General features: G+C 62.5%; 14 protein-coding genes. 13 read left to right on the top strand and 1 reads right to left on the bottom strand.

The genetic code is table 11. From position 1 onward, the window contains the following. Window positions 1-18 precede the first annotated feature (18 nt). The 6 genes from ACM0PB_RS09385 to ACM0PB_RS09360 all read left to right on the top strand — a co-directional run bounded on the left by ACM0PB_RS09385 (window position 19) and on the right by ACM0PB_RS09360 (window position 16,208). Window positions 19-12,723 carry a hemagglutinin repeat-containing protein gene (locus ACM0PB_RS09385; protein WP_414604634.1) on the top strand — a complete coding sequence of 4,235 codons (12,705 nt, stop codon included), beginning with the start codon at window positions 19-21 and terminating at the stop codon, window positions 12,721-12,723. Then, window positions 12,723-13,235 carry a hypothetical protein gene (locus ACM0PB_RS09380; protein ID WP_155760283.1) on the top strand — a complete coding sequence of 171 codons (513 nt, stop codon included), beginning with the start codon at window positions 12,723-12,725 and terminating at the stop codon, window positions 13,233-13,235. Before ACM0PB_RS09385 ends, ACM0PB_RS09380 begins: the two co-directional genes overlap by 1 nt. A gap of 183 nt (window positions 13,236-13,418) precedes the next feature. Beyond that, window positions 13,419-13,667: a hypothetical protein gene (locus ACM0PB_RS09375; protein WP_414604635.1), complete on the top strand. Its 249-nt coding sequence runs from the start codon at window positions 13,419-13,421 to the stop codon at window positions 13,665-13,667. A 273-nt stretch (window positions 13,668-13,940) separates the two neighbouring features. After that, window positions 13,941-14,345: a Cdi1I family immunity protein gene (locus tag ACM0PB_RS09370; protein WP_065196530.1), complete on the top strand. Its 405-nt coding sequence runs from the start codon at window positions 13,941-13,943 to the stop codon at window positions 14,343-14,345. Between the two features lie 472 nt (window positions 14,346-14,817). Beyond that, window positions 14,818-15,189: a ribonuclease toxin immunity protein CdiI gene (gene cdiI, locus ACM0PB_RS09365; RefSeq protein WP_141239355.1), complete on the top strand. Its 372-nt coding sequence runs from the start codon at window positions 14,818-14,820 to the stop codon at window positions 15,187-15,189. A 674-nt stretch (window positions 15,190-15,863) separates the two neighbouring features. Further along, complete coding sequence (locus tag ACM0PB_RS09360; RefSeq protein ID WP_065196596.1) at window positions 15,864-16,208, top strand: DUF596 domain-containing protein; 345 nt, start codon at window positions 15,864-15,866, stop codon at window positions 16,206-16,208. A gap of 18 nt (window positions 16,209-16,226) precedes the next feature. Here the strand turns inward: ACM0PB_RS09360 and ACM0PB_RS09355 are convergent, their stop codons facing one another. Continuing rightward, window positions 16,227-16,418 (bottom strand): hypothetical protein, encoded by a 192-nt coding sequence (locus tag ACM0PB_RS09355; RefSeq protein ID WP_065196529.1) that lies wholly within the window; start codon window positions 16,416-16,418, stop codon window positions 16,227-16,229. A gap of 29 nt (window positions 16,419-16,447) precedes the next feature. Here ACM0PB_RS09355 and ACM0PB_RS09350 point away from each other — a divergent pair, with 29 nt between their 5' ends. The 7 genes from ACM0PB_RS09350 (at window position 16,448) to ACM0PB_RS09320 (ending at window position 23,320) form a co-directional block, all read left to right on the top strand. Continuing rightward, window positions 16,448-16,927 (top strand): hypothetical protein, encoded by a 480-nt coding sequence (locus ACM0PB_RS09350; protein ID WP_155760280.1) that lies wholly within the window; start codon window positions 16,448-16,450, stop codon window positions 16,925-16,927. 180 nt (window positions 16,928-17,107) lie between these two features. Beyond that, window positions 17,108-17,989 carry a DUF2628 domain-containing protein gene (locus ACM0PB_RS09345; protein WP_065196528.1) on the top strand — a complete coding sequence of 294 codons (882 nt, stop codon included), beginning with the start codon at window positions 17,108-17,110 and terminating at the stop codon, window positions 17,987-17,989. A gap of 55 nt (window positions 17,990-18,044) precedes the next feature. Continuing rightward, complete coding sequence (locus ACM0PB_RS09340; RefSeq protein WP_138952904.1) at window positions 18,045-18,299, top strand: hypothetical protein; 255 nt, start codon at window positions 18,045-18,047, stop codon at window positions 18,297-18,299. 143 nt (window positions 18,300-18,442) lie between these two features. After that, window positions 18,443-18,835, top strand: a complete 393-nt coding sequence (locus ACM0PB_RS09335; RefSeq protein ID WP_065196526.1) for a hypothetical protein — start codon at window positions 18,443-18,445, stop codon at window positions 18,833-18,835. Between the two features lie 210 nt (window positions 18,836-19,045). Next, entirely contained in the window at window positions 19,046-21,268 is a 2,223-nt protein-coding gene (locus ACM0PB_RS09330) for a methyl-accepting chemotaxis protein (RefSeq protein WP_065196525.1), read from the top strand. A gap of 165 nt (window positions 21,269-21,433) precedes the next feature. Beyond that, complete coding sequence (locus ACM0PB_RS09325) at window positions 21,434-21,802, top strand: glycine zipper 2TM domain-containing protein (protein ID WP_341923485.1); 369 nt, start codon at window positions 21,434-21,436, stop codon at window positions 21,800-21,802. Window positions 21,803-22,027: 225 nt separating this feature from the next. Further along, window positions 22,028-23,320 (top strand): hypothetical protein, encoded by a 1,293-nt coding sequence (locus ACM0PB_RS09320; RefSeq protein WP_185807363.1) that lies wholly within the window; start codon window positions 22,028-22,030, stop codon window positions 23,318-23,320. The last annotated feature ends 15 nt before the right edge of the window (window positions 23,321-23,335 follow it).

Here is a 23,335-nt window from a genome sequence, read left to right as displayed (position 1 = left end):
GCCACAAGGACACGTGACATGAACACTATCTATCGTCTGGTTTTCAACCGCGCGCTGCGCGTCTGGCAGGTGGCTTCGGAGCTGGTGAAGGGCGGCGGTGGCCTGGTCGGCCATGTGCCGGGCCGGCAGAGCGCTGCGCTGTCGCCGCTGGGCTTCGCACTGATGTGCTCACTGGGCTGGGTCAGCCTGGCAACGCCTGCGCTGGCGCAGTCCGATGCGCGCATCATTTCCGATCCGAATGCGCCGGGCCGTGAACGGCCGACGATGGTGACGGCACCCAATGGCGTGCCGATGGTGAACATCACCACGCCGTCGGCGGCGGGTGTGTCGCGCAACCGCTATTCGCAGTTCGACGTGGGCCGCGATGGCGTCATCCTCAACAACGCCCGCGGCCAGGTGCAGACGCAGCTGGGCGGCTGGGTGCAGGGCAACCCGTGGCTTGCCACCGGCAGTGCACGGGTCATCCTCAATGAAGTGAATGGTCGGGCCAGCCGGCTCAACGGCTATGTGGAAGTGGCCGGGCAGCGCGCCGAGGTGATCATTGCCAACCCGGCCGGCATCCAGGTCAATGGCGGCGGTTTCCTCAATGCCAGCCGGGTGACCCTGACCACCGGCACGCCGATGTTCACGGGTGCAGGCGCACTTGAGGGCTACCGCGTCACAGGGGGCGCGATCCAGATCGATGGCGATGGCCTGGACACCAGCCGTGCCGATTACACCGACCTGATCACCCGTTCGTTGCAGGTCAACGCCGGCATCTGGGCCAATCAGTTGCAGGCGACGCTGGGCAACAACGTGGTCAGTGCCGACCACAGCCAGGCCAGTGCGACCGCGGCCAGCGGCGAGGCGCCGGCCTTCGCGCTGGACGTTGGTGCGCTGGGCGGCATGTTCGCCAACAAGATCTGGCTGGTCGGCAATGAGCACGGCGTGGGCGTGCGCAATGCCGGCAGCATTGGCGCACAGGCCGGCGAGCTGGTGGTGACGGTGGATGGCCGGCTGGAAAACATCGGCGCCCTGCAGTCGCGGCAGAACGTGCGCGTGCAGGCCGGTGGCGATCTTGCCAATGGCGGCACCATCGCCGCCACGCGCGAAGTTGCGATCACCGCCGGTGGCACGCTGGACAACAGCAACGGCACGCTCAATGCACAGCGCCTGCAGCTGCAGGCGCAGGGGTTGCGCAACCATGGCGGCGCCATTGAACAGACCGGTGTGCAAGCGCTGGCACTCAAGGCCGACGCAGCCAGCAACCGTAGCAATGGCCTGTTGGGTGCACTGGATGCCATGGCATCAAGTGGTAACGGGAGCAGCGCTGGCAGCGGCGCGTCGCCCGGCAATGGCGGTGGAACACCCGGAACCGGCACGCCGGGAACGCCGGGAACCGGAGGCGGCAATGGGGGCTCGGCGGGCACGCCGACGTCGCCGGAGCTGCCCCTGGCCGAGGGCCTGATCGCCATCGCCGGTACGCTGGACAACGACGGCGGCAGCATCAGCAACGGCGGCTCGGTGTCACTGGCCGCACGCAACGGTCTCGACAACAGCGGCGGTCGCCTGGGCGTGAGCGCGCTGCAGGCTGGGGGGGAGCTGCGCAATGACGGCGGCACGCTGCAGGTGCATGGCGATGCCGCGCTGCAGGTGGGCCTGTTGTCGAACCAGAAGGGTGCGCTGAGCGTGGCCGGCGACCTGTCGCTTGATGCGCAGGCGCTCGACAACCGCGGTGGTGAACTGCGCCACGCCGGCAAGGCGGCATCGTCGTGGACGGTGCAGGGCCTGTTCAACAACGACGGTGGCCTGCTGGCCACCAATGCCACGCAGCTGGCCTTGCGCGCGGGCCAGGTCGGCAATGCCGGTGGCCGCATCGAACACGCCGGTGGCGGTGGTCTCGCGTTGGATACGGGCGACTGGACCGGCAGCGGTGGGCGACTGAGTACCCTGGGCCGCCTGCAATGGTCGGTCGGCAACGCCGATCTGCGCAACGGTTCGCTCAGTGCGGCCGGGTTCGAGATCCTGGCCGCGACGCTGGACAACCGGGGCGGCAGCCTGCTGTCGCTGGGTAGCGGGGCCAGTTCGGTGAAGGCCACGACGCTGGACAACAGTGCCTGCGGCACGTTGGCCGGCAACGGCGATCTGGCACTGGTCGCGACCACGCTGGACAACAGCAACGGCCTGGTTCAGCAGGCTGGCACCGGCATCCTGAGCGTGCAGGCCGATACGTTGCGTGGCAGCGAAGGGCGTCTGCTCAGCAACGGCGCGCTGGTGCTGTCCGGCGGCGAGCTGGACGTGAGTGGTGGCACGACATCGGCGCAGAGTGTGCAGATCCACGCCGGGGCACTGCGCAACCGCCAGGGCCAGATCGTCTCGCAGGGTGTCTCGGCGCTGGCGCTGGACGTGCGCGATGCGTTCGACAATCAGGGCGGCCAGATCGTCGGCAACGGCGGCCTGCGCATCGACGCCGGTCGCATCGACAACCAGAAGGGCACGCTGCAGTCGGCCGGCACGCAGGGTGTGGCGCTGACGGTGCGCGACTCCCTGGACAACACGGGCGGCGCGATATCCGGAAATGGCCAGGTGCAGCTGCAGGTTGGCAGCCTGGTCAACCAGGGCGGCAAGGTGCTGGCCGCAGGCAGTGGTGCGCTGCAGGTGCTGGCCCGCGAGCTGCTGGACAACAGCAACGGTGGCCGATTGGCCGGTACTGGTGATGTGCAGCTGCAGGCAGCGCGCCTGGACAACCGCGGCGGCGCGATCGAACACGCGGGCAGAGGCACCTTGCAGATCCGGGCCGACAGCCTGCAGGGCGCGGCGGGCCGGATCCTCAGCCAGTCGTCGCTGACGCTGGAAGGGGGCGAGCTTGTGCTCGGCGCCGGCAGCGTTACCCAGGCCGAGCGCACCGCCATCGATGCGCAGCGCCTGGACAATGCCGGCGGCAGCCTCAGTGCGACTGGCAGCGAGGCGCTGCTAGTGCGTGTGGCGCAGGCATTGGACAACAGCGGCGGCACGATCGCCGGCAACGGCGCGCTGGATGTTCAGGCCGGTGAACTGATCAACCGCAAGGGCACGCTCAGCGGTGCCGGAACGGCTGACAGCACGCTGCAGATCGTCGCTGCGCTGGACAACCACGAAGGCACGATCGCCAGCAACGCCAATCGCCTGACGGTCACTTCCGCACGGCTGGACAACAGTGGCGGCAGCATCCGCCAGGCCGGCAACCAGGGCCTGGACATCACCACCGGCCGCCTGGACGGCAGCAAGGGCACGCTGGTCTCCTCGGCCACGCTGACCCTGCGTGCTGGCGACGTGGATCATCGTGACGCGACGCTGGGCGCCGATCGCCTCGACCTTGAGGCAACCACGCTCGACAACGCCGGTGGCCGCATCATCGCCAGCGGCGAAGGCGCCAGTCGCATCAAGGCCACGACGCTGGGCAATGCCGGTGGCACGCTGGCCAGCAATGGCGACCTGGCCCTGCTGGCACAGGTGCTGGACAACCGTGCAGGCAGGATCCAGCACGCGGGGAGCGGCCAGCTGCAGGTCTCGGCGAAGACCCTGCTGGGCAACGGCGGCAGCGTGCTCAGCAATGGCAGCTTCGCGCTGGACGGCGCCAACCTCGATCTGACCGCGGCAACCGCCTCGGCGCGCCGCGTCGACATCACCGCCGATACCCTGACCACCGCCGGTGGCACGCTCACCGCAACCGGTGAAGACGCGCTGCGCCTGCGCGTACAGGGTGTGCTGGACAATCGCGGCGGTTCGCTGGCCAGCAATGGCGCGCTGGCTGTCACCGCGCAGCAGCTGATCAATGCACAGGGCACGCTGCAGGGTGCAGGCGCGGGTCACTCCACGCTGGCGATCGGCCAGGCGCTGGACAACCAGAAGGGCCGCATCCTGCTCGGCGGTGCCGGCACGGTCACCGCGGCCAGCCTCGGCAACCAGGGCGGCACCGTGCATGCGGGCGGCAGCGCGCTGGTGCTGAGCGTTGAGGGTCGTCTCGACAATGGCGAGCAGGGGCTGCTGTCCAGCACCGGCACGATGACCCTGGGCGCCGGCAGTCTCGACAACCGCCACGGCACCCTGGTCGCTGGCAAGGACCTGAGCGCGACCACGGCGGCAGGCGTGGACAACAGCGACGGCGCGATGCAGGCCGGCGAACGGCTGCAGTTGCAGGGCAACGGCCTGCTCAACCAGCGCGGCACGCTGCTGGGCGGCCAGCTGGACATCGATACCCGCGGCCAGCGGCTGGACAACCGCGCCGGCACGCTGGGCACGCAGAAGGGCGACCTGATCGTTCGCAGTGGCGCGATGGACAACCAGGGCGGTCGCGTGCAGTCGGCGGCCGACCTGGCCATCAACACGGTCGGGCAGGACATCGACAACCGCGCCACCGCCGGCAGCGGTGGATTGCTGGCGGCCGGGAAGCTGCAGCTGGATGGTGGCGTGCTGGACAACCGTGGCGGCGCAGTCAATGCACAAGGCGATGCGCGCTTGCTGCTGGCCCGCGTCGACAACAGTTCCGGTGGAACACTTGCCAGCGCCGCGAAACTGTCGCTGCAGGCGGCGAGCCTGGCCAATGCCAGTGGTCGCGTGCAGGCCGGGCGCAACCTCGACCTGACCCTGGACGGGCATCTGGACAACGCCGCCGGCGCGATCGCGGCCGGCCAGCTGCTGACCCTCACGGCCGCCAGCGTGGACAACCGCAACACCCGTGGCGGCGACGGCACGCGTGGCTTGCAGGCGGGCCAGCTGCAGTTCGGTGCACAGTGGCTGGACAACAGCCAGGGCCAGGTCGTCACTGATGGCGGTGCGCGGCTGCAGATCAACGGCCAGCTGGAGAACACCGGCGGCGTGATCAGCACCGGCGGCAACCTGGACAGCCAGGCGGACAACGTCGCCAACAGCGGCGGCCTGCTGCGCGCCGATGGCAGCCAGACCCTGGTCGCACGTGCGCTCAGCGAAGACGGCCAGGTGCATGCGCAGCGTGACCTCGGCCTCACCCTGCAGCAGGGCATGCGCCAACGTGGCGAATGGATCGCCAACGGCACGCTGTCGCTGAACCTGTCCGGCGACCTCGACAACCAGGGTGTGGTGCGCGGTGGCAACCTCGACCTCAACGCCCAGAACATCACCAATGCGGCCTCGGGTGAGATATCCAGCCAGGGCACGACCCACCTCAATGCCCGTGGCCAGCTGACCAACCGGGGCCTGATCGATGGCGCGCTGACCCACCTGGAGGCCGGCGAAATCGACAATCTTGGCACCGGGCGCATCTATGGTGATCGCGTGGCGATCTCCACCGGCGTGCTGAAGAATCGCGCCGAAGAGGCCGGTGGTGCCACCCGCGTCGGCACCGTGGCTGCACGCGAGCGCCTGGACCTGGGCGTGCGCGAGCTGCAGAACACCGGCAAGGGCCTGATCTACAGCGGCGGTGATGCTGCCATCGGCGGCACGCTGAGTGCCGATCGCATCGCCAGCGGCATTGCCGGGCGGATCGACAACATCAGCTCGGTCATCGATGTCACCGGCAACCTGTCCATCGATGCGCAGGTGGTCAACAACATCCGCGAGAACGTGGTCATCACACAGACCACCGCCGTGAACGCTCCGGTGCGCATGGATCGACCCGCCTGGTGGCGCAACGGCAAGAATGGCACCGAGGACATTCGCAGTACCAGTCACTATTCGGCGCACGAGGTGTACTACCTCAACCCGACCGATATCCTGGAAGACACGCCGCACATCACGCCGGATGGCTTCACCGTGCACCGTGCGGTGGTACGACTGACCGCGCAGACCAGTGCCTACTTCTTCGGGCGCGGTGGGCTGTATGCCGCGCTGGGTGAGCGTGCGCGGCTGAACGTGCAGGACGGCACGGTGGTGATGTACTACGTCGGCCGCCAGGACAACCAGGTCAATCCGGACCAGGTTGCCGCTGGTGCCGACGATCCGTTTGCCGAGCTGGCCACCCTGCATCCCGATTCGCCGGCATTCCGCTACGTCGATGACAAACTCACCTACTCGTCAGCGTATGGCACCTGTACGACCAACTGCGTGCAGTTGTGGACTTACAAGGACTACGATCCCGACCGCATTCTGACCAGCCCACAGTTTGCGGGCGGCAACTCCACCAGTGCCAACGAGCAGTATCGCCTGGCCACGCGCACCGTGACCGAAGATGTGTTGCAGCCGAGCGTCGGTGCCGATGCGGTCATCCGGTCAGGCGGTGCGATGCGCATCCGCAGCGATGACCTGCGCAACCACTACGGCAGCATTGCCGCCGGCGGCGATCTGGACATCATCGGACTGACCGGCGCGGCAAAGGTGGAGAACCTGGCGGCCACGCTGTATCGCACGCACCAGTTCTCCAACGTCAGCCACACGTTCGGCGGGGATGTGATGACCTGGAGTGCTCCGGCCATTTCCGAGGTGACCGGTAAGATTGGCGGCAGCATTGTCAGCGGCGGCTCGTTGAGCATCGACGTCGGTGACCTGAGCAACCTCAACCAGGGGCGAAACGCGCCGAACGTGCAGAACCGTTCGGCCATGGCCAACCTCAACGTGCAGGGGCCCACGGCGCTGCCGGATGGGCCGGGCCATGGCGGTGCGCAGGGGCCGGGCCAGTCCGCCGGCACCGGTGCCGAACGCGCGCTGGCACAGGCGGCCGATGGTGCCAGTACCCAGCAAGGGAGCAGCGTCGGCGGCGTGAGCGGCAACACCGGTACGTCCGGGCCGCGCGTGGTCGCAGCCAGTGGAGGATCGCCGGATCGCATCGCGATGGGTGCACCGGACACGCGCGCGCCGAGCGCCAGCCTGTTCAACGTCAATCCCAACGGCGGCCACTATCTGGTCGAGACCGATCCGCGCTTCACCGACCACAAGACCTGGCTGAGTTCGGACCATCTGCTGGGCCAGATGGGCTACTCGCCCGATACCGTGCAGAAGCGGCTGGGTGATGGGTACTACGAGCAGAAGCTGGTGCGCGAGCAGATCGGCCAGCTGACCGGTCGCCGCTTCCTCGACGGCTACGCCAGTGACGAGGCGCAGTACCGCGCGCTGCTGGAGGCCGGTGCCACGGTCGCCAGCGAATGGGGCCTTCGCCCCGGCGTGGCGCTGACCGAAGCGCAGATGGCACAGCTGACCAGTGACATTGTCTGGCTGGTCGAGCAGACCGTCACCCTGGCCGATGGCAGCACCACCACCGCGCTGGTGCCGCAGGTCTACCTGCGCCTGCGCCCGGGCGACCTCGACGGCAACGGCGCACTGCTGGCAGGCGCCAATGTCGATATCAAACTGGGCAATGGCCTGGTCAACACCGGCAACATCGCCGGGCGCAAGCTGGTGACCATCGATGCCGGCAACATCGAGCATCTGGGCGGCAGCATTTCCGGCCAGTACGTCGGGCTGTCGTCGGACAAGGACATCCGTGTTGTGGGTGCCGCCGTGACGGCCACCGATGCGCTGTCGGTCAAGGCTGCGGGCAATGTCACGGTGGCCTCCACGGTGGAGACACAGCAGGGCGGTGGCACCTACCAGTACGAGACCAACCGCATCGATCGGGTCGCCGGTCTGTATGTGACCAAACCCAGTGGCGACGGCATGCTGTCGGTGGTGGCCGGTGGTGACATCAGCCTGCAGGCCGCACAGATCCGCAACGCCGGCGCCGACGGCCTGACCCAGCTGGCCGCAGGCGGCACTCTGGATGTTGGCGCGATTGCGCTGGAGGAGCGCCGCGACGCCACCTTCGATGAACGCAACCACCAGCGCAGCAGCAGGACGACGCACGCTGCCACATCGGTGCAGGGCGCTGGCGATGTGGTGCTGGCAGCCGGCAAGGACATCAACCTGGCCGCCGCGCAGATCAAGGCGGCGGGCGGTCTGGCATTGCAGGCCGGTGGGGACATCAACAGCCAGGCGCTGGTGGACAGCGAGAGCCGGGATTTTGCGAACGCGGGCAAGCGCAGCTCGCTGCAGGTCAGCCAGCGTGATGAGACGGTGCGCGGTAGCACGTTGCAGACCGGGGACAATCTGCTGCTGAGCGCAGGCCGGGACGTGAACCTGACAGCCGCGTTGGTCGACAGCAATGACGGCGCGGTAAGCGTGGCCGCGGGCCGCGACGTCAACCTGCTCTCAGCCAACGAGATGCACGACTACAGTCTGGACAGCTACGACAAGAAAAAGAAGGCGCTGTCTAGTACCACCACCACGCGCAGCGTCGACGCCAGCGACAGCTATGCCATCGGCACGGCGATCCAGGGCGAGCGCATCAACATCACGGCTGGCCGCGATCTGACTGCGGTAGGTGCGGTGGTCGATGCCACCGGCAACGTGATTCTGGGGGCCGGTAACAATGTGCTGATCACTGCTGCCGAAGATCATCACAGCAGTGAGTCCAGCGAGAGCAAAAAGAAATCCGGCGTTACCGGAGGCTTCGGCAACGGCGTGGCATCGGTCGGCTACAGCAGCGCGAAGAACAGCAGCACCCGCGCCGAGCAGTCCACCACCCAGGTGGGATCGGCGATCGCCTCGCGCGACGGCAATGTGCTGATCAATGCTGGCAACACGCTGACGATCGAAGCCTCGGACGTCGCCGCAGGCGAGAACCTGACATTGGTGGGCAAGGACATTGCGCTGCTGGCGCGACAGGACACCACGGACAGCCAATCCAGTCAGGCCAGCAAGTCCAGCGGCTTCTCGGTGGGCGTGACCTACGACCCGACCAAGGCCTACCGCAGCGCCCGCGATTCGACCACCGACGGTATGGCCGATAGTGGCTCGGCGATGGGGCGGATCACCCGCACCGCCGAAGGCGCCGCCTCCGGCCTGCGCGCGGCCACCACGTCGACCGTGGTGACTGCCGGCAGCCAGCGCACCAACAGCGAACAGAGCCATTCGACCAGTGATGCCCGCGTCAGCCAGTTGGCTGCAGGCGGCGATCTCACGTTGATTGCCAACGGCGGCTCGATCCTCAGCCAGGGCACACAGATGTCGGCCGAGGGCAACGCTGTGCTGCTGGCCACCCAGGACATCGTGTTCGACGTGGCCCACAACACCGAGCGCAGCGACAGCAGCAGCCGCGGCAAGGGCTGGGGCTTTGCCAACAACACCAGCGGCCTGCCGTTCGGTACCAACAACTCGCAGAGCCAGGGCAGCGGCAGCAGTGACACCATCACCGGCACGCAGTTGTCGGTCGGCGGCGGCGTGCGCATGGCCACCACCGAAGGCAGCATCCGCCTGACCGCAGCCAACATCGCGGCCGAGAAGGACGTCAGCATCCGTGCCGCCGGTGATCTGCTGGTGCGCAGCGGGCAGGATACGGTCAGCAACGCCAATACGTCCGACAGCAAGGCGATCGGCACGGTACAGATATCGGATACCGAGAAGTTCTCCGGCTGGCACCGCGAGCAGCACCAGGACGACAGCGCGCAGGTGTCACAGGTGGCCAGCAGCATCGGCAGCCTGGGCGGCAGCGTGAGCCTGACCGCCGGGGGCAAGTACACGCAGACGGCCAGCAACGTGGTGGCCGCCAAGGACGTGAACATCACCGCCGCCGAGATCGAGTTGCTGACCGCGGACGAAAGTGGTCACTACTCGCAGAGCGACAAGGACCTGAAGATCGGCGTGTTCGCGCGGGTGAAGTCGCCGTTGATCGACCTGATCAACAACGTGGACGCGGCCCGTCAGTCCGATGATCGCCTGCAGAAGATGCAGGGCATGGCAGCGGGCGCCAACGCGTACCAGGCAGCCAGTGCGATCTCGGCGCTGTCCGGCCGAGGCGGCAGTGGCGAACTGTTCCGTGCTGAAGCAGGCATCGGCTTCAAGACCGCCAACAGCAGTGCCGATGGCAGCAGCAGGGTGTCGCGTGGCTCCACCATCCAGGGCGGCGGCAACGTCAACCTCACCAGCACGACGGGCGACATTCACGTGGTGCAGGGCAATCTGAGTGCAGGCAACACCCTCAGCCTGGATTCGGCCGGCGACATTCTGCTGGAAGCAGGCAAGGCGCATGTGGCCGACCGCAGCAAGAGCAGCAATGCCGGCGCCGAAGTCGGCGTGGGCGTCTCGGTAGGGGCGCAGACCGGCGTGTACGTGTACGCCGAAGCGAGTGTTGGCAGCAGCAAGGCCAATGCCGAGAGCAGGACCTGGCAGAACACCACGCTGACCGGCAAGAACATCTCGATGAAGGCCGAGGGCGATACCACGCTGCGTGGCGCCACGGCGACCGCTGATCGCATCGACGTCAAGACCGGCGGCACGCTGACGATCGAGTCGCTGCAGGACATCGCCGAGAGCATGTCCAGGAACAGCCAGGTGGGTGGCCGCGTGCAGGTGTCGTTCGGTACCGCGTGGAATGCCGACGGGTATGCGAGCGCAGGCAAGGCCAGCGGCAGCTATCAGGGTGTCGGCCAGCAGAGCGGCCTGTTTGCCGGCAACGGCGGCTACCACGTCGATGCCGGCCACGTGAATCTGGTGGGCGGTGCGATTGCCAGCACCCATGCGGGCAACAGTGAACTGACTGCGGGCTCGCTGACGTTCACTGACCTGCAGAACCACATGGACTACACGGCCAGCTCCGGCAGCATCAGTGGTGGTGCGGGCGGGCAGATGGATGGCTGGGCGCCCAAGCCGGGAACGGCCGCACCGCGAGGTGCTCCGGGCCTGCCGATGATGGAGAAGGGCAGCGACAGCAGCTCCACCCTTGCCACCTTGACCGAGGGCAACATCACCATCGGTGGCAAGCAGACGTCGGCGGCCGAGCTGGGCATCAACACCGACGCCAGTGGAGCGCATCGTGCGCTGGAGGCATTGCCGGATGCGAGCAAGCTGCTGGCAGACCAGCAGGCGATGGCGGCTGCGGCGGGGACGGTGATGGCCACCAGCCAGCAGATTGCATGGGACGTTCAAGCCTATCAGAGCAAGAAGGCAACCCAGGCGTACTACGATGGCCTGTCAACCGATGATAAAAAGGCGTTCAACGCGCTTAGCGCAGCGCAACGCGATAAGGTGCTGACCGCAAACAGCCAAGCTTATAACGATGCGAAGAAGTGGGGTGATGGCGGTGAGTACAGCCGTGCCCTGAGCGCAGTGACGACGGCTGTGGTAGGGGGCGTAGCCGGCCAGGGCGCCGGTCAGGTCGCGTCCAATGCGCTGGCGCCCTATGCCGCTTACTTCATCGGCAGCAAGCTTGACTCGAACCACGGCAGCGATCCCAATGCGACTCTGCAATTGCTGTCGCACGCGGTATTGGGTGCACTGCTGGCGGAAGCCAATGGTGGCAATGCGGGAACCGGAGCGGTCTCTGCGGCTGGCGGCGAGTTGGCCGCGAAGGTGCTGACTAATACGTTGACCGGGGGAGATCCTTCCAGGCTGAGCCCGGAGCAGAAGGAGATGGTGCTGGCGTTGTCGCAGGCGGTGGGAGCACTGGCGAGTGGGTTGTCAGGGCAGGATCTGGCTGGGATTGCGTTGGATGCGGGGATTGCCAAGAATTCGGTTGAGAACAATTTCCTTGGCAATGACGATCATGCTCGGATGGTGCATCTCCGCGAGAAGGCCAAGCGGCAGGGGGGGCTGGATAAACAGGAATCCTTGGAACTGGTTCTGCTTGATGCTGCGGACCAGATGAGTGCGGGGTTGCTCCGGAAGGCGTTGGCAGGAGAGACCCTGACTGAGGTTCAAGCCGCAGATCTCGCGACTTATATCAATCGTTACGAACTGCAAAGCGGTCCGCTAGACCTTCCGGAGCTACAGAAGCAGTTCCTCGCCAATAGTGGTTCTCTGAATCCTGGCGAATTGCAGGGAATCAACCCGTCGCAGTCCTATGGGCGACCCTATGTCGGTTTGGGGGCTGACCAGAAGGCATACAAGGATGCAAACTATTCGTGGTTTGAAGATTTAATCTATCGTGGCAAAGGGACAAACGAGCGCCTGTACGATGCTGCGTTGAAGCAGTCTGGGCTTGAAATAACTCGTTCCGAAGACTTGCTTCCCTCAGCAATGCAGCTTAGGAACTTCTTCGCTGTACATGACGCTCAAGCTTCAAGTGCTATCGCCAGTGCCGCGTTCATTGCCGCAACGTTGGGTGGCGCGAGCGAAGAGAATCGACGAGCGCTGACGTTGACGATGGGGGCCTTGGCCAACATCGGAGCAGTGAGATTTGTGAACAGGACTGGGCTTTTGCCTCAGACGGGCGGTCTTGGTGTAACGCGGCCACGAGCGCTCAGACCAACTGATGAGGCGTCGACAACGAATTCCGTGCCGGCTGGGTACGAGAAGGGCTTCTCTCGTCCGGAAAATTCCAATCCGCCAAAGTTACAGGTAACCAATGACGGTGGGGGTTTCAGTGCTCCAGGAAATCCAGTTCAGCGTGGTGTAGTGCTTTCGCGAGTCAATCTGGCCAACGGACGGACACGAACAACGCCTTTGCGCGACTCAGGGGCTCCGGTTTCTGCGGGCTTTCAGCATGTTCTAGATGGGCACTTTGGAAAGTCACCAACTGGAAATAGATCCATCTTCAGTATTAATCCGGATGAGCTCAAGGTGGTTCTACAAAGCGCGGTTGTTGTTCGCTCTCCTGTCTATGAAATTCCTGGAGGACAATACGTTCGTATTGTTGATGTTGGAAGGCCGATTGGGATATCTTCACTGAAGGATGGGGGGCAGCCAACCTCCGTCATCAAAGTGTTTACAGATAAGGCGGGAAACTTGATTACAACGTTTCCAATAAAGGGTGGAGAGTAATGGCTCGCTTGTCGGGAATTTTGAGGAATAGACTGATTTCAGGTCTTTCGAGCGTAAATAATAATTCGGGTGCGAGGGGTGTTGTTGAGGCACTGATCCAATGGGTTATGGAATGCGAGGGCGAGGTTCGCAGAGAACCATTCCTAAGCTATGGCTTTGACTTGATTGTGAATATGGATGGTCGATTGGATGAATATCCATTCGCGGAGATCGGGGAAGCGGATGTTGGGCGCGTGCATTCGCGTGCGACCCAGTTGAGAAACGCAAGTGATGACGGTGTCGCGCAGTTTGTCAGAGATCTGATGGAGGAGTTGGTCGCCGTCGAGATTGACAGGGTGTGTTCCCGCTGCGGGGAGGCGTATATGCGGGCATATATGGGGTTGATCAGTTTTACGCCCGCATTTCAGTGTGATGTATGCGGCTATGGCGAATTCTTGAATGGTTCGGCTTTGAGAGGTGAAAGGCTTCGATTCATTACATTGAAGGAGCTTGAGTCTTTCGGGATTTCTTAGCTGTAGATTGCATGCGATTCCTGTCATCTTTGAGTGTATCTGCAGTAATCTCATTAGAAAGGATGGTGTGAGTATGGGCTTAATAAATCGTTCTAGCTTGAGTAATGTCACTGGCGCGAAGTGGGCCGTGGATACAATTTCACCAAATGAGCGTTAGACTGAGAAAGTGTAGATTAAGTTAAAGTGATTAATGATTGGTTGGATGGTCTTGATGTAAGGGGATTTATTGGTAGTGTGGGGCTTCTTGATGTTGATGTGATCTGGTGGAATTGTTTTGACTATCTTCCCGGTCTTTCGCTTGAAGAGAGGAGGGAGTTCTTCCGATGGGGGTCGGGTGCTGTTTTAAGTGAAGGGAGGGCTAGGCTCGAAGATGTGAATGGTTTTTGGGGCGGTGCCGTTAATGAGCAGATTGAGCGTTTCATGGCGGCTTGACCGCCTGAGTTGGACTGAGATCCGGACATGTTCTGGGTTGCCAAGCCTGGATATGGCTGGGTTCCTGGCGGTTTTGTCTGGAAGCTGGAAGATGGTAGCTATTTCAGTCCGTAGATCTAAGTGCTGCTGGGGGGCGGATCGAAGAAAAATGAATCCGAAACATGGACGAGGGTCTTAACCCAGTCGGTCGCTGACGGAATCGGAGAGGGTTTATTGATGAGTGACTCGTTTGAGATTGCCATGGAGGTCGTCCCGTGGGTCAACGAGTCCTAGGTGCTGGAATCGATCGGTCGCACGGCTGAGTCCGTCTCGCGGACCGAGCTGGATGGCGAGCCGATAGCGGTTGGCGACTGGCTTGCGGGAAATGTCGATGACTTCCCGTGCAGTTCTTGCATGATCCAGGAGATCAATGGTTTTAGGCTGGAATTCGCCGTTCATATTCCTACGTTGCTGATTCGCGTCTTTAGATTCGACAGAACGGTAAGTATAGATTTCTCATTCGAGATGGATTGGTCGGATGTTGCCGTGGCCATGCCCATACTCCATAGGCATTTCCAGCAATTGAAGTTGCTAAGTGAAGCGCGCACTGTGTTTGGAGGGATGGAGCCGGCGCAGGATCTGGACACTAGATTTTTCACTGATGATGCGCGCGGCCCTTTGGGGAGTTCCATTGTCTGATCTGGAAGGGAATCGCCGCTCCGTGAGGGCTTAGGCTTGATCTCTTAGGGGATTTCAACCACTGGCGATTGCGGCAAGGGTGATTCACAAGGGTTGGGTACTACGTGAAGCTGAGTGGGATCGGTTCTACGGGTGGGGGGGGCGAAGTCCCGGTTGATCGATCCGATCATCAACGTCGACGCGGCTCGAAATCCCAATGATCGCCTGCAGAAGATGCGGGGCGCGCAATAACATCTCGATGAAGGCCGGGGGCGATACCGCGTTGCGTGGTGCCACGGCGACCGATGATCGCATCCTATAATGTCAGATAGGAAGGTTTTGGTGCTCGGCCAGGAAGCTGCTGTGAAGGGTTACAAGGACGCTGTTGCTGCGGGGAAGAGGATATATGAGTCCAATGCGGGAGGCGTCTCTTTCGTTGTGTACATCGATGATGCCGGTGTAGTTAAAAATTTCCACCCTAAGTGAGGTTGGTATGAGTGATCAGTTGTTTGGATCTTGGATGGATAAGAGGGATTCTGATTGGGTGGTTTTTGCTTACTTTGATTGGATTTATTCTTCGGGAGTGTTTATTCAGATGCTCGAGTGTTTATCAAGGGGCTGGGGTTTTGGCACCGATGATGTTGACTGTAGATTCCCAGATAATAGTAGCTTCGACGTGGATGATCACTTTTCTGGGGTGGAATTTTCATATGGGCTCAAGTATGACCCGGACGTTGTGATTGTTAGTGATGAAGAGTTTAGTCGATACCTGGGTATGGCATGTCTCAAGTATATAGAAAGAACTCCGGGATCGGCTGAGTACGTTCGCTCAATGCTGTGCCGGAATGAGCTGGGAAATGGCTAATCCAGACTGCGGCCCTGCTGATGATTGCAGCATCGTTGATGCGGGCGCTGTGGCTGGCGCTGTTGCCATCGCTGATGAGCCGTCTGCTTACGCATTACTGGCGAGCTCGCTGTGCCTGTGCCATCGCCAGAAACTTATTGGGTGCTTTAGGGTAGGATTTGGCCGGGATCGCGTTGAATGCGGGGATTGCCAAGAACTCGGTTGAGAATAACTTCCTTGCTGAGGATCAAGCTCGAGTAATGAAGCAGCAACTCGACGAGTATGGCAGCGACACGTCATGCCAAAAGATGGTGCGTGACGTTGCCAAGCAACTGTCGGAGCGAATGGACTGTGAGCTGCTCTCGGTTTGTACAGCGAACTCGGCGAGCCCTGCGTGTCAGGCGTTTGTGAATGCGGCTGTTTCGTACAAGTATGGGTTCGTGGCCCGGAGAGCTTGGACTGTTCGATGATTCAAACGGAGGCGGTTCTGGCGCTCTCTAAAGCGGTGGGAGCGCTGGCGGGTGGGTTGTCGGGCAGGATCTGGCGGGGACCGTGTTGAATGTGAGGATTGCCAGGAACTTGTTTGAGAACAACTTCCACGCAGGGGATCAGGCGAGCGCAATCTGGTGCGAGTTGGGCGACTGATGTGCGGGACAAGTCGATAGGTAATGGGGGCAAGTAGGGGTGAGGCTAGAATGAGGGATGAAGTCTATTCTGCAGTGATGAATTCTTCGTTTGGGTTGTCTCTTGGTGCCGTCTGGCAGCACATGACGATGGAGATGGGGGATGTTGGGATTTCTGGAAGGAGGGGCGCGTTCTTTGAGTTGATGGGGCGTTTGCTGAGAGAGCGGAAAGTAAAACTCGCATCGGACGGGAGGACCTTGGAGGGTGACTGGCGGGAACAATTGTTGTTCATCTCAAAGGCATGGCTTGAGAGTCCTGGCGAAGATGATATTGATGGATTCGGCCTTTGGTTCTTGATCGATGCTCCGGCGGGCTTGGTTTGGATTGGCGCAGATGGCCGTGAGCATTGGACGTAGCATTCCAGTCCAAATCGATCACACCTCACCATCGATGGCAAACAGATGTTGGCGGCTGAGCTGGGCGTCAACATCGATACCAGCGCAGCGCGCGGTGAAGGCATTGCTGATGCAAGCACTTTGCTGATGGACAGGCAGGCGACGGCGGCTGCCGCAGGTACGGTGACGGCCACCAGCCAGCTGATTGCCAATGGTGTTTGCAGTGCGCATGTGAGCCGGTTCAGAAGAGAGGGGGCGGGATGAGTGTTGGTGATATGGGAGATTTCAAAGAAATTTCTGTTCAGGCTGCATATGTGTTGATGTGCGTTTTCCTGCAAAATTATTTGGATAGGGGTAGTAATCAGGACGCTCTTGTTGATCTATTATCTTCGGCGCGCTCTTTTTTGTGGGCAGATGACCTGCCCAACGATCCGGTAATGTGGGATGACTGGCGCGACGCGTTTGCAGAGGTCAACACCGCTGGGGGCGCACTTAATGCTGAATTCTGTGTCGCACAAATGAGTTCATCGGGTGGGTGTTTGACGTTGCTGAATTCGTTCTCAGTAATGCTGGTATTCCTCGAGGCGATTTTTGATCGATCCGGTGAGGGTCTTCCACTGTTCGAAGTTATTGGGCGTCTCACGTCGCCTTTAAATGATTCCAGTTGCCTGAATGATGCCGCTGTCTGGGTTGAGTGGATGGAGTCGGTTGGAAAGGTTAGGTCGCAGGGGTTTGGGTAGCGGCTTCTCTGATGGCAATAGCGATTGAATGGGGTGGGGCGGGCGATGCAAGAGGATCTTGAATTCGGTTGTGAATTCGAAGTCGAGATTCTTGCCGGCCGCAGTAGGCCTCATGTTGAGGTGACAGAGGAGCCTGCCTGGAGCAAGGTTTAGTTTCGTGGCGAGTTTGGATAGAGGATAATGAAAGTAAGGATTGAACCCACCTTCGGCAGCGCCGTCGGTGAAGCGGTGCAGAGCACAGATGCAACCTCAGATGGGTTGAGCGAGAAGGAAGCACTGGCGATCGTGGTAGGTGACAGGTTCCGCGCCTATCTCCGTCACTGGAGGCTGTACGAAGCAAGCGGCAGGGCGCCAAGGCGATGGAACTGGCCGGCATTCCTGTTCTCGTCACTCTGGTTCTTCTTCCGGCGCATGCATGCGTGGGGCGCGATCTGGTTCATCCTTTCGCCGTTGCTGATGACCACCTTCGTGCTGCTGGGGCTGCCATGGTTGTCCTTGCTCTCTTTCCTGGTGTTTCGCGTACTTGCAGGAATTCTGGCGAATCCGCTGTACCTGTCGCATTGCCGAAGGATTGTCCGCAAGGTTGATGCCGAGCATCGCGGGGCACATCGGCGGCACCTTGAGCTGCAGAAGGCTGGTGGTGTCAGCTACACCGCTCTGGTGATCGCCTTGGCGGTAACGGCCTCACAGAACACCCTGATCAAACTGATCGTTGGTTCGATATCAGAGCCAACGCCCACGCAGTCTGCTGTGCACGTGGCGGCGAACCCGCCGTATCTGCCGGACCCGCAGATGGAGGAAGCAGAGCGGGTGGCGTACCAGGAGCAAATGCGTGCGATCACAATGACGGCGTGGCCAGCAGGTGTCCCCATCGAGGGCAATGCCTGCATTGTCGAGCTGCGACTGGCGCCCCCGGGGCGAGTGCTGGAGGCCAATGTTCTGGAGCCGTGCACGTTGAACGACGCCCAACGCGAGATGATGCTGGGTGAAATCAGGCGCACGGACTTCACGATCGAGGGGAAGATGCGGTTCTTCAACCGGCATACCCTCATTGGATTGTGATCGCTGACATCCGGCGAGAGTCGCTCTGGAAATGGTGCATGCAGGGAGATTATTGGTGAAAGAACAGCTCTTGACGATCGAGGAAGCTTACATGGCGATGTTCTACTTCCTCCAGATCGACTATTCCCGCGGCCCCAGCGATGAGATCGGGGGGCTGCTGGGTTCACTTGGCTGGAGTCTTAAGGAGGATCGAAGCCCCACGGATCCAGGTGCGTGGGAGGACTGGTTGGACGCGGTGAGAGCGTCCATGGGGAACAGCGAGGAGGGCATAAAGGATATGAGTGCTACCTACACTGATCTGAAGCGGTAGCCGGATTGTTGCGAGCTCCCATGGGTGAGGTGGGCAGGGGTAGTCCGTATGAATCAGGAATTCTTCAGGACAGAAATGAAGCCGAAGACGAAAGCGGCCATGCCGAGTCATGAAGCTGTTGGCTTCAGATTGATGGTTCGATAATGAGCATTTCGCTGTTTCTGGAAGTCGAAGCCGGTGCCGATCTGGGTGCCGTGCTGCACGCCCTGGATTCGATCCAGGCCGAGTACTCCGACGGTACTGACGGTCTGCGTGGATATCTTCCAGCATCCAACACTGGCTTCGGGTTCGGCATCGTCGACCCGCCGGAAGCTGTCGTAGCGGAAGGGATTGAGGCCTCGTGGCAGGTGGGCCTGCTCGGCTCGTTTCATTTCCGCGCGAGCGGGTTTGAACGTGCCTGGGAGGAAATATGCCACTTCATCAAGCGTTACGCCGCGACGTGCGAGTTCCAGTTTGTGCTCTCCTTCCAGTTCGAGAGCGTCTATGCGGCAAGTCTCGGGAAGGCTCTGGTCTTCCCGGGGCCTGTTGCCCTGTAATGCCAGATAGCGGGGCGGCAGGCCCCGGCCTTATCCTATTCTCGGTACACGTGGCGATATGCCTTCTGGATATAACGCCCTCGTGGGTCGCCCGCTTTCACACCTGTCTGCACAGTTCCAGAGTTTTGGATCGATATAATAATATCGCCCTATAAAGTTTCCCTTGCCTGCGCCGCCATCGATCATACGGCCATGATCAAGGGAATTGAGATGCTCGCCTTACGCAACCTCCGAGTGGGATCCCGGCTGGGTGCCGGGTTCGGTTTGCTGCTGCTGTTCATCGTGGCCATCGTCGGCCTGGCGCTGTACGGAAACCATCTGAAGTCTGCCCAGTTCTCGAAAGTGGTGGACGTCAACATGGTGAAGATGCGGCTGTTGAACGAGATGCTGGATACCAACAACGCAGTGTTGATGCACCGCAGGCTGATGGTGATCAAGCGCGGCGAGGATTTCGACAAGGATTATCAGAAAGCGCAGGAGCTGTCGCAGACCTACGATGGTATCTGGGCCAAGTACATCAAGATTCCACGCGACGCCACCGGCGATGCCCTGGTTGCGAAAATCGACGCGGCACGCAAGGCGACAGACGCCTCCACCCAGCATCTGCACGAGCGCATGAAGGCGGGTGATTTTGACGGTGCGGCCAAGGAACTGCTCGCCGAGCACGGACTGGCTACCGCATGGAACGAGACGATCTCGACCCTGCTGCGGCATCAGGAGACACTGACCGCGCGCAGCCGCGAGGAATACCGTTCAACCGAATCCTGGACCGGCACGCTGTCGATCGTGTTCGGCGTGCTGAGCCTGATACTGGGCTCGCTGGCCGCGTGGGCCATCACCCGCAGCCTGACCCGCCCGCTGGAAGGTGCGGTGAAGCTGGCCGACGGCATCGCCAACGGGCGGCTGGACAACAGCATCGACGCGTCCGGCAACGATGAGGTGACGCAGCTGCTCAGGTCGATGCAGCACATGCAGGCGCAGTTGCAGTCGGTGATGGCGGCGCAGGGCGAGTTGGCCCGTCAGCACGATGCAGGCAGCCTCAGCTATCGCATGGACGAAGGTGCCTTCCCCGGCGACTACGGGCGCATGGTGCACGAGACGAATGCGCTGGTCGGCTCGCACGTGCAAGTGCAGAACCGGCTGATCGAAGTGATGAAGCATTACGCCCGTGGCGACCTGTCGGTGGACATGGATCCGCTGCCGGGCGAGAAGGCGGCGATCACCCAGGCAATGGACGAGACCAAGACCAGCCTGTCGGCGATCAACAGCGAGATCCGCCGGTTGGCGACAGCGGCCGCGGCAGGCGACTTCAGCCTGCGCGGTGACGAAGGTCGCTTCGCCTACGATTTCCGCGACATGGTGGCCGGGCTCAATCGTCTGATGCAGACCACCGACGAGAACCTGGTACAGGTGTCGACGCTGCTGCAGGCTATTTCGCGCGGTGACCTCACCGTACGCATGCAAGGTGATTTCCACGGCGTGTTCGCCCGCATGCGCGATGACTGCAACGCCACCGTCGATCAGCTCAAGCAGATTGTCGGCCGCATCCAGTCCAGTGCGTCCAGCATCAACCTGGCAGCGGGCGAGATTGCCTCGGGCAACACCGATCTGTCGCGGCGTACCGAGCAGCAGGCGGCGAACCTGGAAGAGACGGCGGCGTCGATGGAGGAACTGACCTCCACCGTGAAGCAGAACGCCGAGCATGCACGCCAGGCCAACCAGCTCGCGATCGGCGCGCACGGTGTCGCCTCGCAGGGCGGCGAGGTGGTCGGCCAGGTGGTCACCACGATGTCGGCCATCGAAGCCTCGTCGAAGAAGATCGCCGAGATCATCAGCGTCATCGACGGCATCGCCTTCCAGACCAACATCCTGGCCTTGAACGCGGCGGTGGAAGCCGCGCGTGCCGGCGAGCAGGGCAGGGGCTTTGCGGTGGTGGCCAGTGAGGTGCGCACACTGGCGCAACGCTCAGCCGGCGCGGCCAAGGAGATCAAGGGCCTGATCGAGGATTCGGTCGGCAAGGTCGCCGATGGATCGGCGCTGGTCCGCCAGGCAGGCACTACGATGGGTGAGATCGTGGCGTCGGTGCAGCGCGTGACCGACATCATGGCCGAGATCTCTGCCGCGTCGCAGGAGCAGAGCTCGGGCATCGAACAGGTCAACCAGGCGGTGGTGCAGATGGACGAAACCACGCAGCAGAATGCGGCGCTGGTGGAAGAAGCCAGCGCGGCGGCACGCTCCATGGCGGAGCAGGCCACCCTGCTGGCCGAGGCGGTATCGGTGTTCCGCACCGGTGCGGCAACCGCGGCTGCACCCGTGCGTCCGGCCCTGGCTGCGGTGGCCGCGACGGTTACTCCGGTGCGCAGGCCGGCGGCACTGTCGCCGCGCATCGAGCCGACACTGGCTGCCAATGCCGGTGGTTGGGAAGAGTTCTAGGGGCGTGGCGCGCCATTAGGGAGACGGCGCCCATCACGATGGCTGATCGTGATGGGCGCAACTTTTTTCCTGAACGCGCGATGGCCGATGAGGTGGCGGACACGCGCATTTCACTTCCGGTTGCCGACCGCAGGAGGAGACTTGCGCCATACCGGAACTCAGGAGATGGCCATGAAGACCTCGACCCGATTGCTTGTGCTGGGCACCCTGCTGGCGGCTTCGTCGGTGGCCGGCGCGCAGACGTATGGCCCGCGCGATGAGGGACGCAAGTTCAACGACGGCAGCCGCGTGGTCTGCAAGAACGTGGAAGTGCAGCGCAACTCGCGCGATCCGAACCGCATTGCGGGTACGGCCACGGGCGCATTGATCGGCGGCCTGCTGGGCAACCAGGTGGGCGGCGGCAATGGCAAGAAGCTCGCTACCGTGGCCGGTGCCGTGGCCGGTGGTGCGGCCGGTCGCCAGATCCAGGGCAACAGCCAGCAGAAGAACGGCGACCGCGTGGTCGAGCGCCGTTGCGAGCGCGTCTATCGTTGATCGGTTGCCGGCAGCGCCCGTTCCCCCTTACACATCGCAGTACTCGAACGCCGGCCCCGCGCCGGCGTTCTTCGTTCCGGACCTGTATCGCTGACTCCGGCGTCGTGCCTATACTGCGCCGACTCAACGGATGAATGTTCAGTGAACGAATCGGCTCCAGCTCCCCAACCGGCACCGCTCGCAAGGCAGGACCCGATACCGGAAGCGACTGCCCATCCCCATCGGGTGCGTGATCGCACCGATGAACTCGAGCTCTTCATTTCGGGCCTGCTGGCGTTCGCGCTGCTGGCTGTGCCGGGTTATCTGTTCGACGCCTGGGCGCGCAGCAGCCTGCACACCGAAGGCATGTACTTCCAGATGCTCTGGTTCGGTTTCAGCATCAGTGTCGGCATGTGCTATGTGCTGGCAGTGGCCTTGATCATCCATCTCACGGTGCGCGGCTACTGGATCGGGCTGATCGGCCTCAGGTCGCATTTCCCCGATGGCATTGACTGGGGGCGCCTGCCAAGAATGGGGGCGGTCACGCGCGCCTTCCTGCAGGCCCGGGACGGAGGCCTAGATGGCAGCATCGAACGTGCCGACCGGCTGGCGACGATGCTGTTCTCGACCACCCTGCTTGCCGTACAGACATTGGCGGGCACGCTGGTATTGGCCGTCCTGACGCTTGGTGTGTCGATGGTGATCGGCGCGCTGTCCGGTGGCGCCGATCATGTCGCCATGCTCGCCCTGTGCACCGTGCTGGCCGCAATGTTGGCGCTGGCTGTTACCCCCGGGATCCTGGAGAAGATCGTGGCGCGGCGGCAGGCGCGCGGGCGGCCCCATGAGCGACCGCAGCGACTGCTGCAGGGCATGCTGGCGGCACTGCAACGGGTTCCGCTGTTGCGCCTGATGCAGACCATGCAGCTGACCATGCAGAGCAACCTGCGCTCGCGCTCGTTCATGGCGGCCTACCTGTTCGCGGTGCTGGTAGCGATGCTGCTGGCGGCCGTGCAGGTGATGGCGTCGTTGAAGTTCTCGCTGTTCAACCGTTACCAGATCGTCACGGAAGCGGCGGTTGAGCACGGCATGCTGAGTGCGCATTACGAATCGATGCGTTCGGCGCATGACCAGCTGCTGCCGTACCCGATGATCCCGTCGGACACGATCAGCGGTGCGCAGCTTCGTTTGTTCATTCCGCATCGCCCGCAACGCGACAATCCGCTGGCGCGCCAGCATTGCACCGCACTTCCGGACGCGCGCAATGAGGCCACCGGGCAACAGGCCGCCAATGCCGCAGTGGAGTGCCTTTCCCGGCTCTGGCTGGTCAAGCTGGACGGCACCCCGGTCGACCTGCATGGCTTCGTGCCCATGGAGCGGCGTGACCTGGATATGCGGGGCCTGGTGGGGTACCTGCCTACCCGGGGACTCGCACCCGGACGCCATGACCTGGAGCTGGTGTGGAATGCTGCAGGCGGCGAGCGGGGGGCCGGACGGCGCCGCGCGTTCCGCATCCCGTTCTGGTACGCCCCGGACCCCTGAACCTTGGATCAAAGC

It is taken from the genome of Stenotrophomonas sp. AR029, assembly GCF_047520695.2.
Lineage (GTDB): Bacteria > Pseudomonadota > Gammaproteobacteria > Xanthomonadales > Xanthomonadaceae > Stenotrophomonas > Stenotrophomonas sepilia.
The sequence above is the reverse complement of the archived record's forward strand: the minus strand, read 5'-3'. Positions and strand labels throughout refer to the sequence as shown.

Excerpts from the sequence above, each read along its gene's own strand:
- ACM0PB_RS09385 (WP_414604634.1), top strand. The coding sequence starts at position 19 with ATGAACACTATCTATCGTCTGGTTTTCAACCGCGCGCTGCGCGTCTGG.
- ACM0PB_RS09380 (WP_155760283.1), top strand. The coding sequence starts at position 12,723 with ATGGCTCGCTTGTCGGGAATTTTGAGGAATAGACTGATTTCAGGTCTT.
- cdiI (WP_141239355.1), top strand. The coding sequence starts at position 14,818 with ATGAGTGATCAGTTGTTTGGATCTTGGATGGATAAGAGGGATTCTGAT.
- ACM0PB_RS09360 (WP_065196596.1), top strand. The coding sequence starts at position 15,864 with ATGAGGGATGAAGTCTATTCTGCAGTGATGAATTCTTCGTTTGGGTTG.
- ACM0PB_RS09355 (WP_065196529.1), bottom strand. The coding sequence starts at position 16,418 with ATGCGCACTGCAAACACCATTGGCAATCAGCTGGCTGGTGGCCGTCAC.
- ACM0PB_RS09350 (WP_155760280.1), top strand. The coding sequence starts at position 16,448 with ATGAGTGTTGGTGATATGGGAGATTTCAAAGAAATTTCTGTTCAGGCT.
- ACM0PB_RS09345 (WP_065196528.1), top strand. The coding sequence starts at position 17,108 with ATGAAAGTAAGGATTGAACCCACCTTCGGCAGCGCCGTCGGTGAAGCG.
- ACM0PB_RS09335 (WP_065196526.1), top strand. The coding sequence starts at position 18,443 with ATGAGCATTTCGCTGTTTCTGGAAGTCGAAGCCGGTGCCGATCTGGGT.
- ACM0PB_RS09330 (WP_065196525.1), top strand. The coding sequence starts at position 19,046 with ATGCTCGCCTTACGCAACCTCCGAGTGGGATCCCGGCTGGGTGCCGGG.
- ACM0PB_RS09325 (WP_341923485.1), top strand. The coding sequence starts at position 21,434 with ATGGCCATGAAGACCTCGACCCGATTGCTTGTGCTGGGCACCCTGCTG.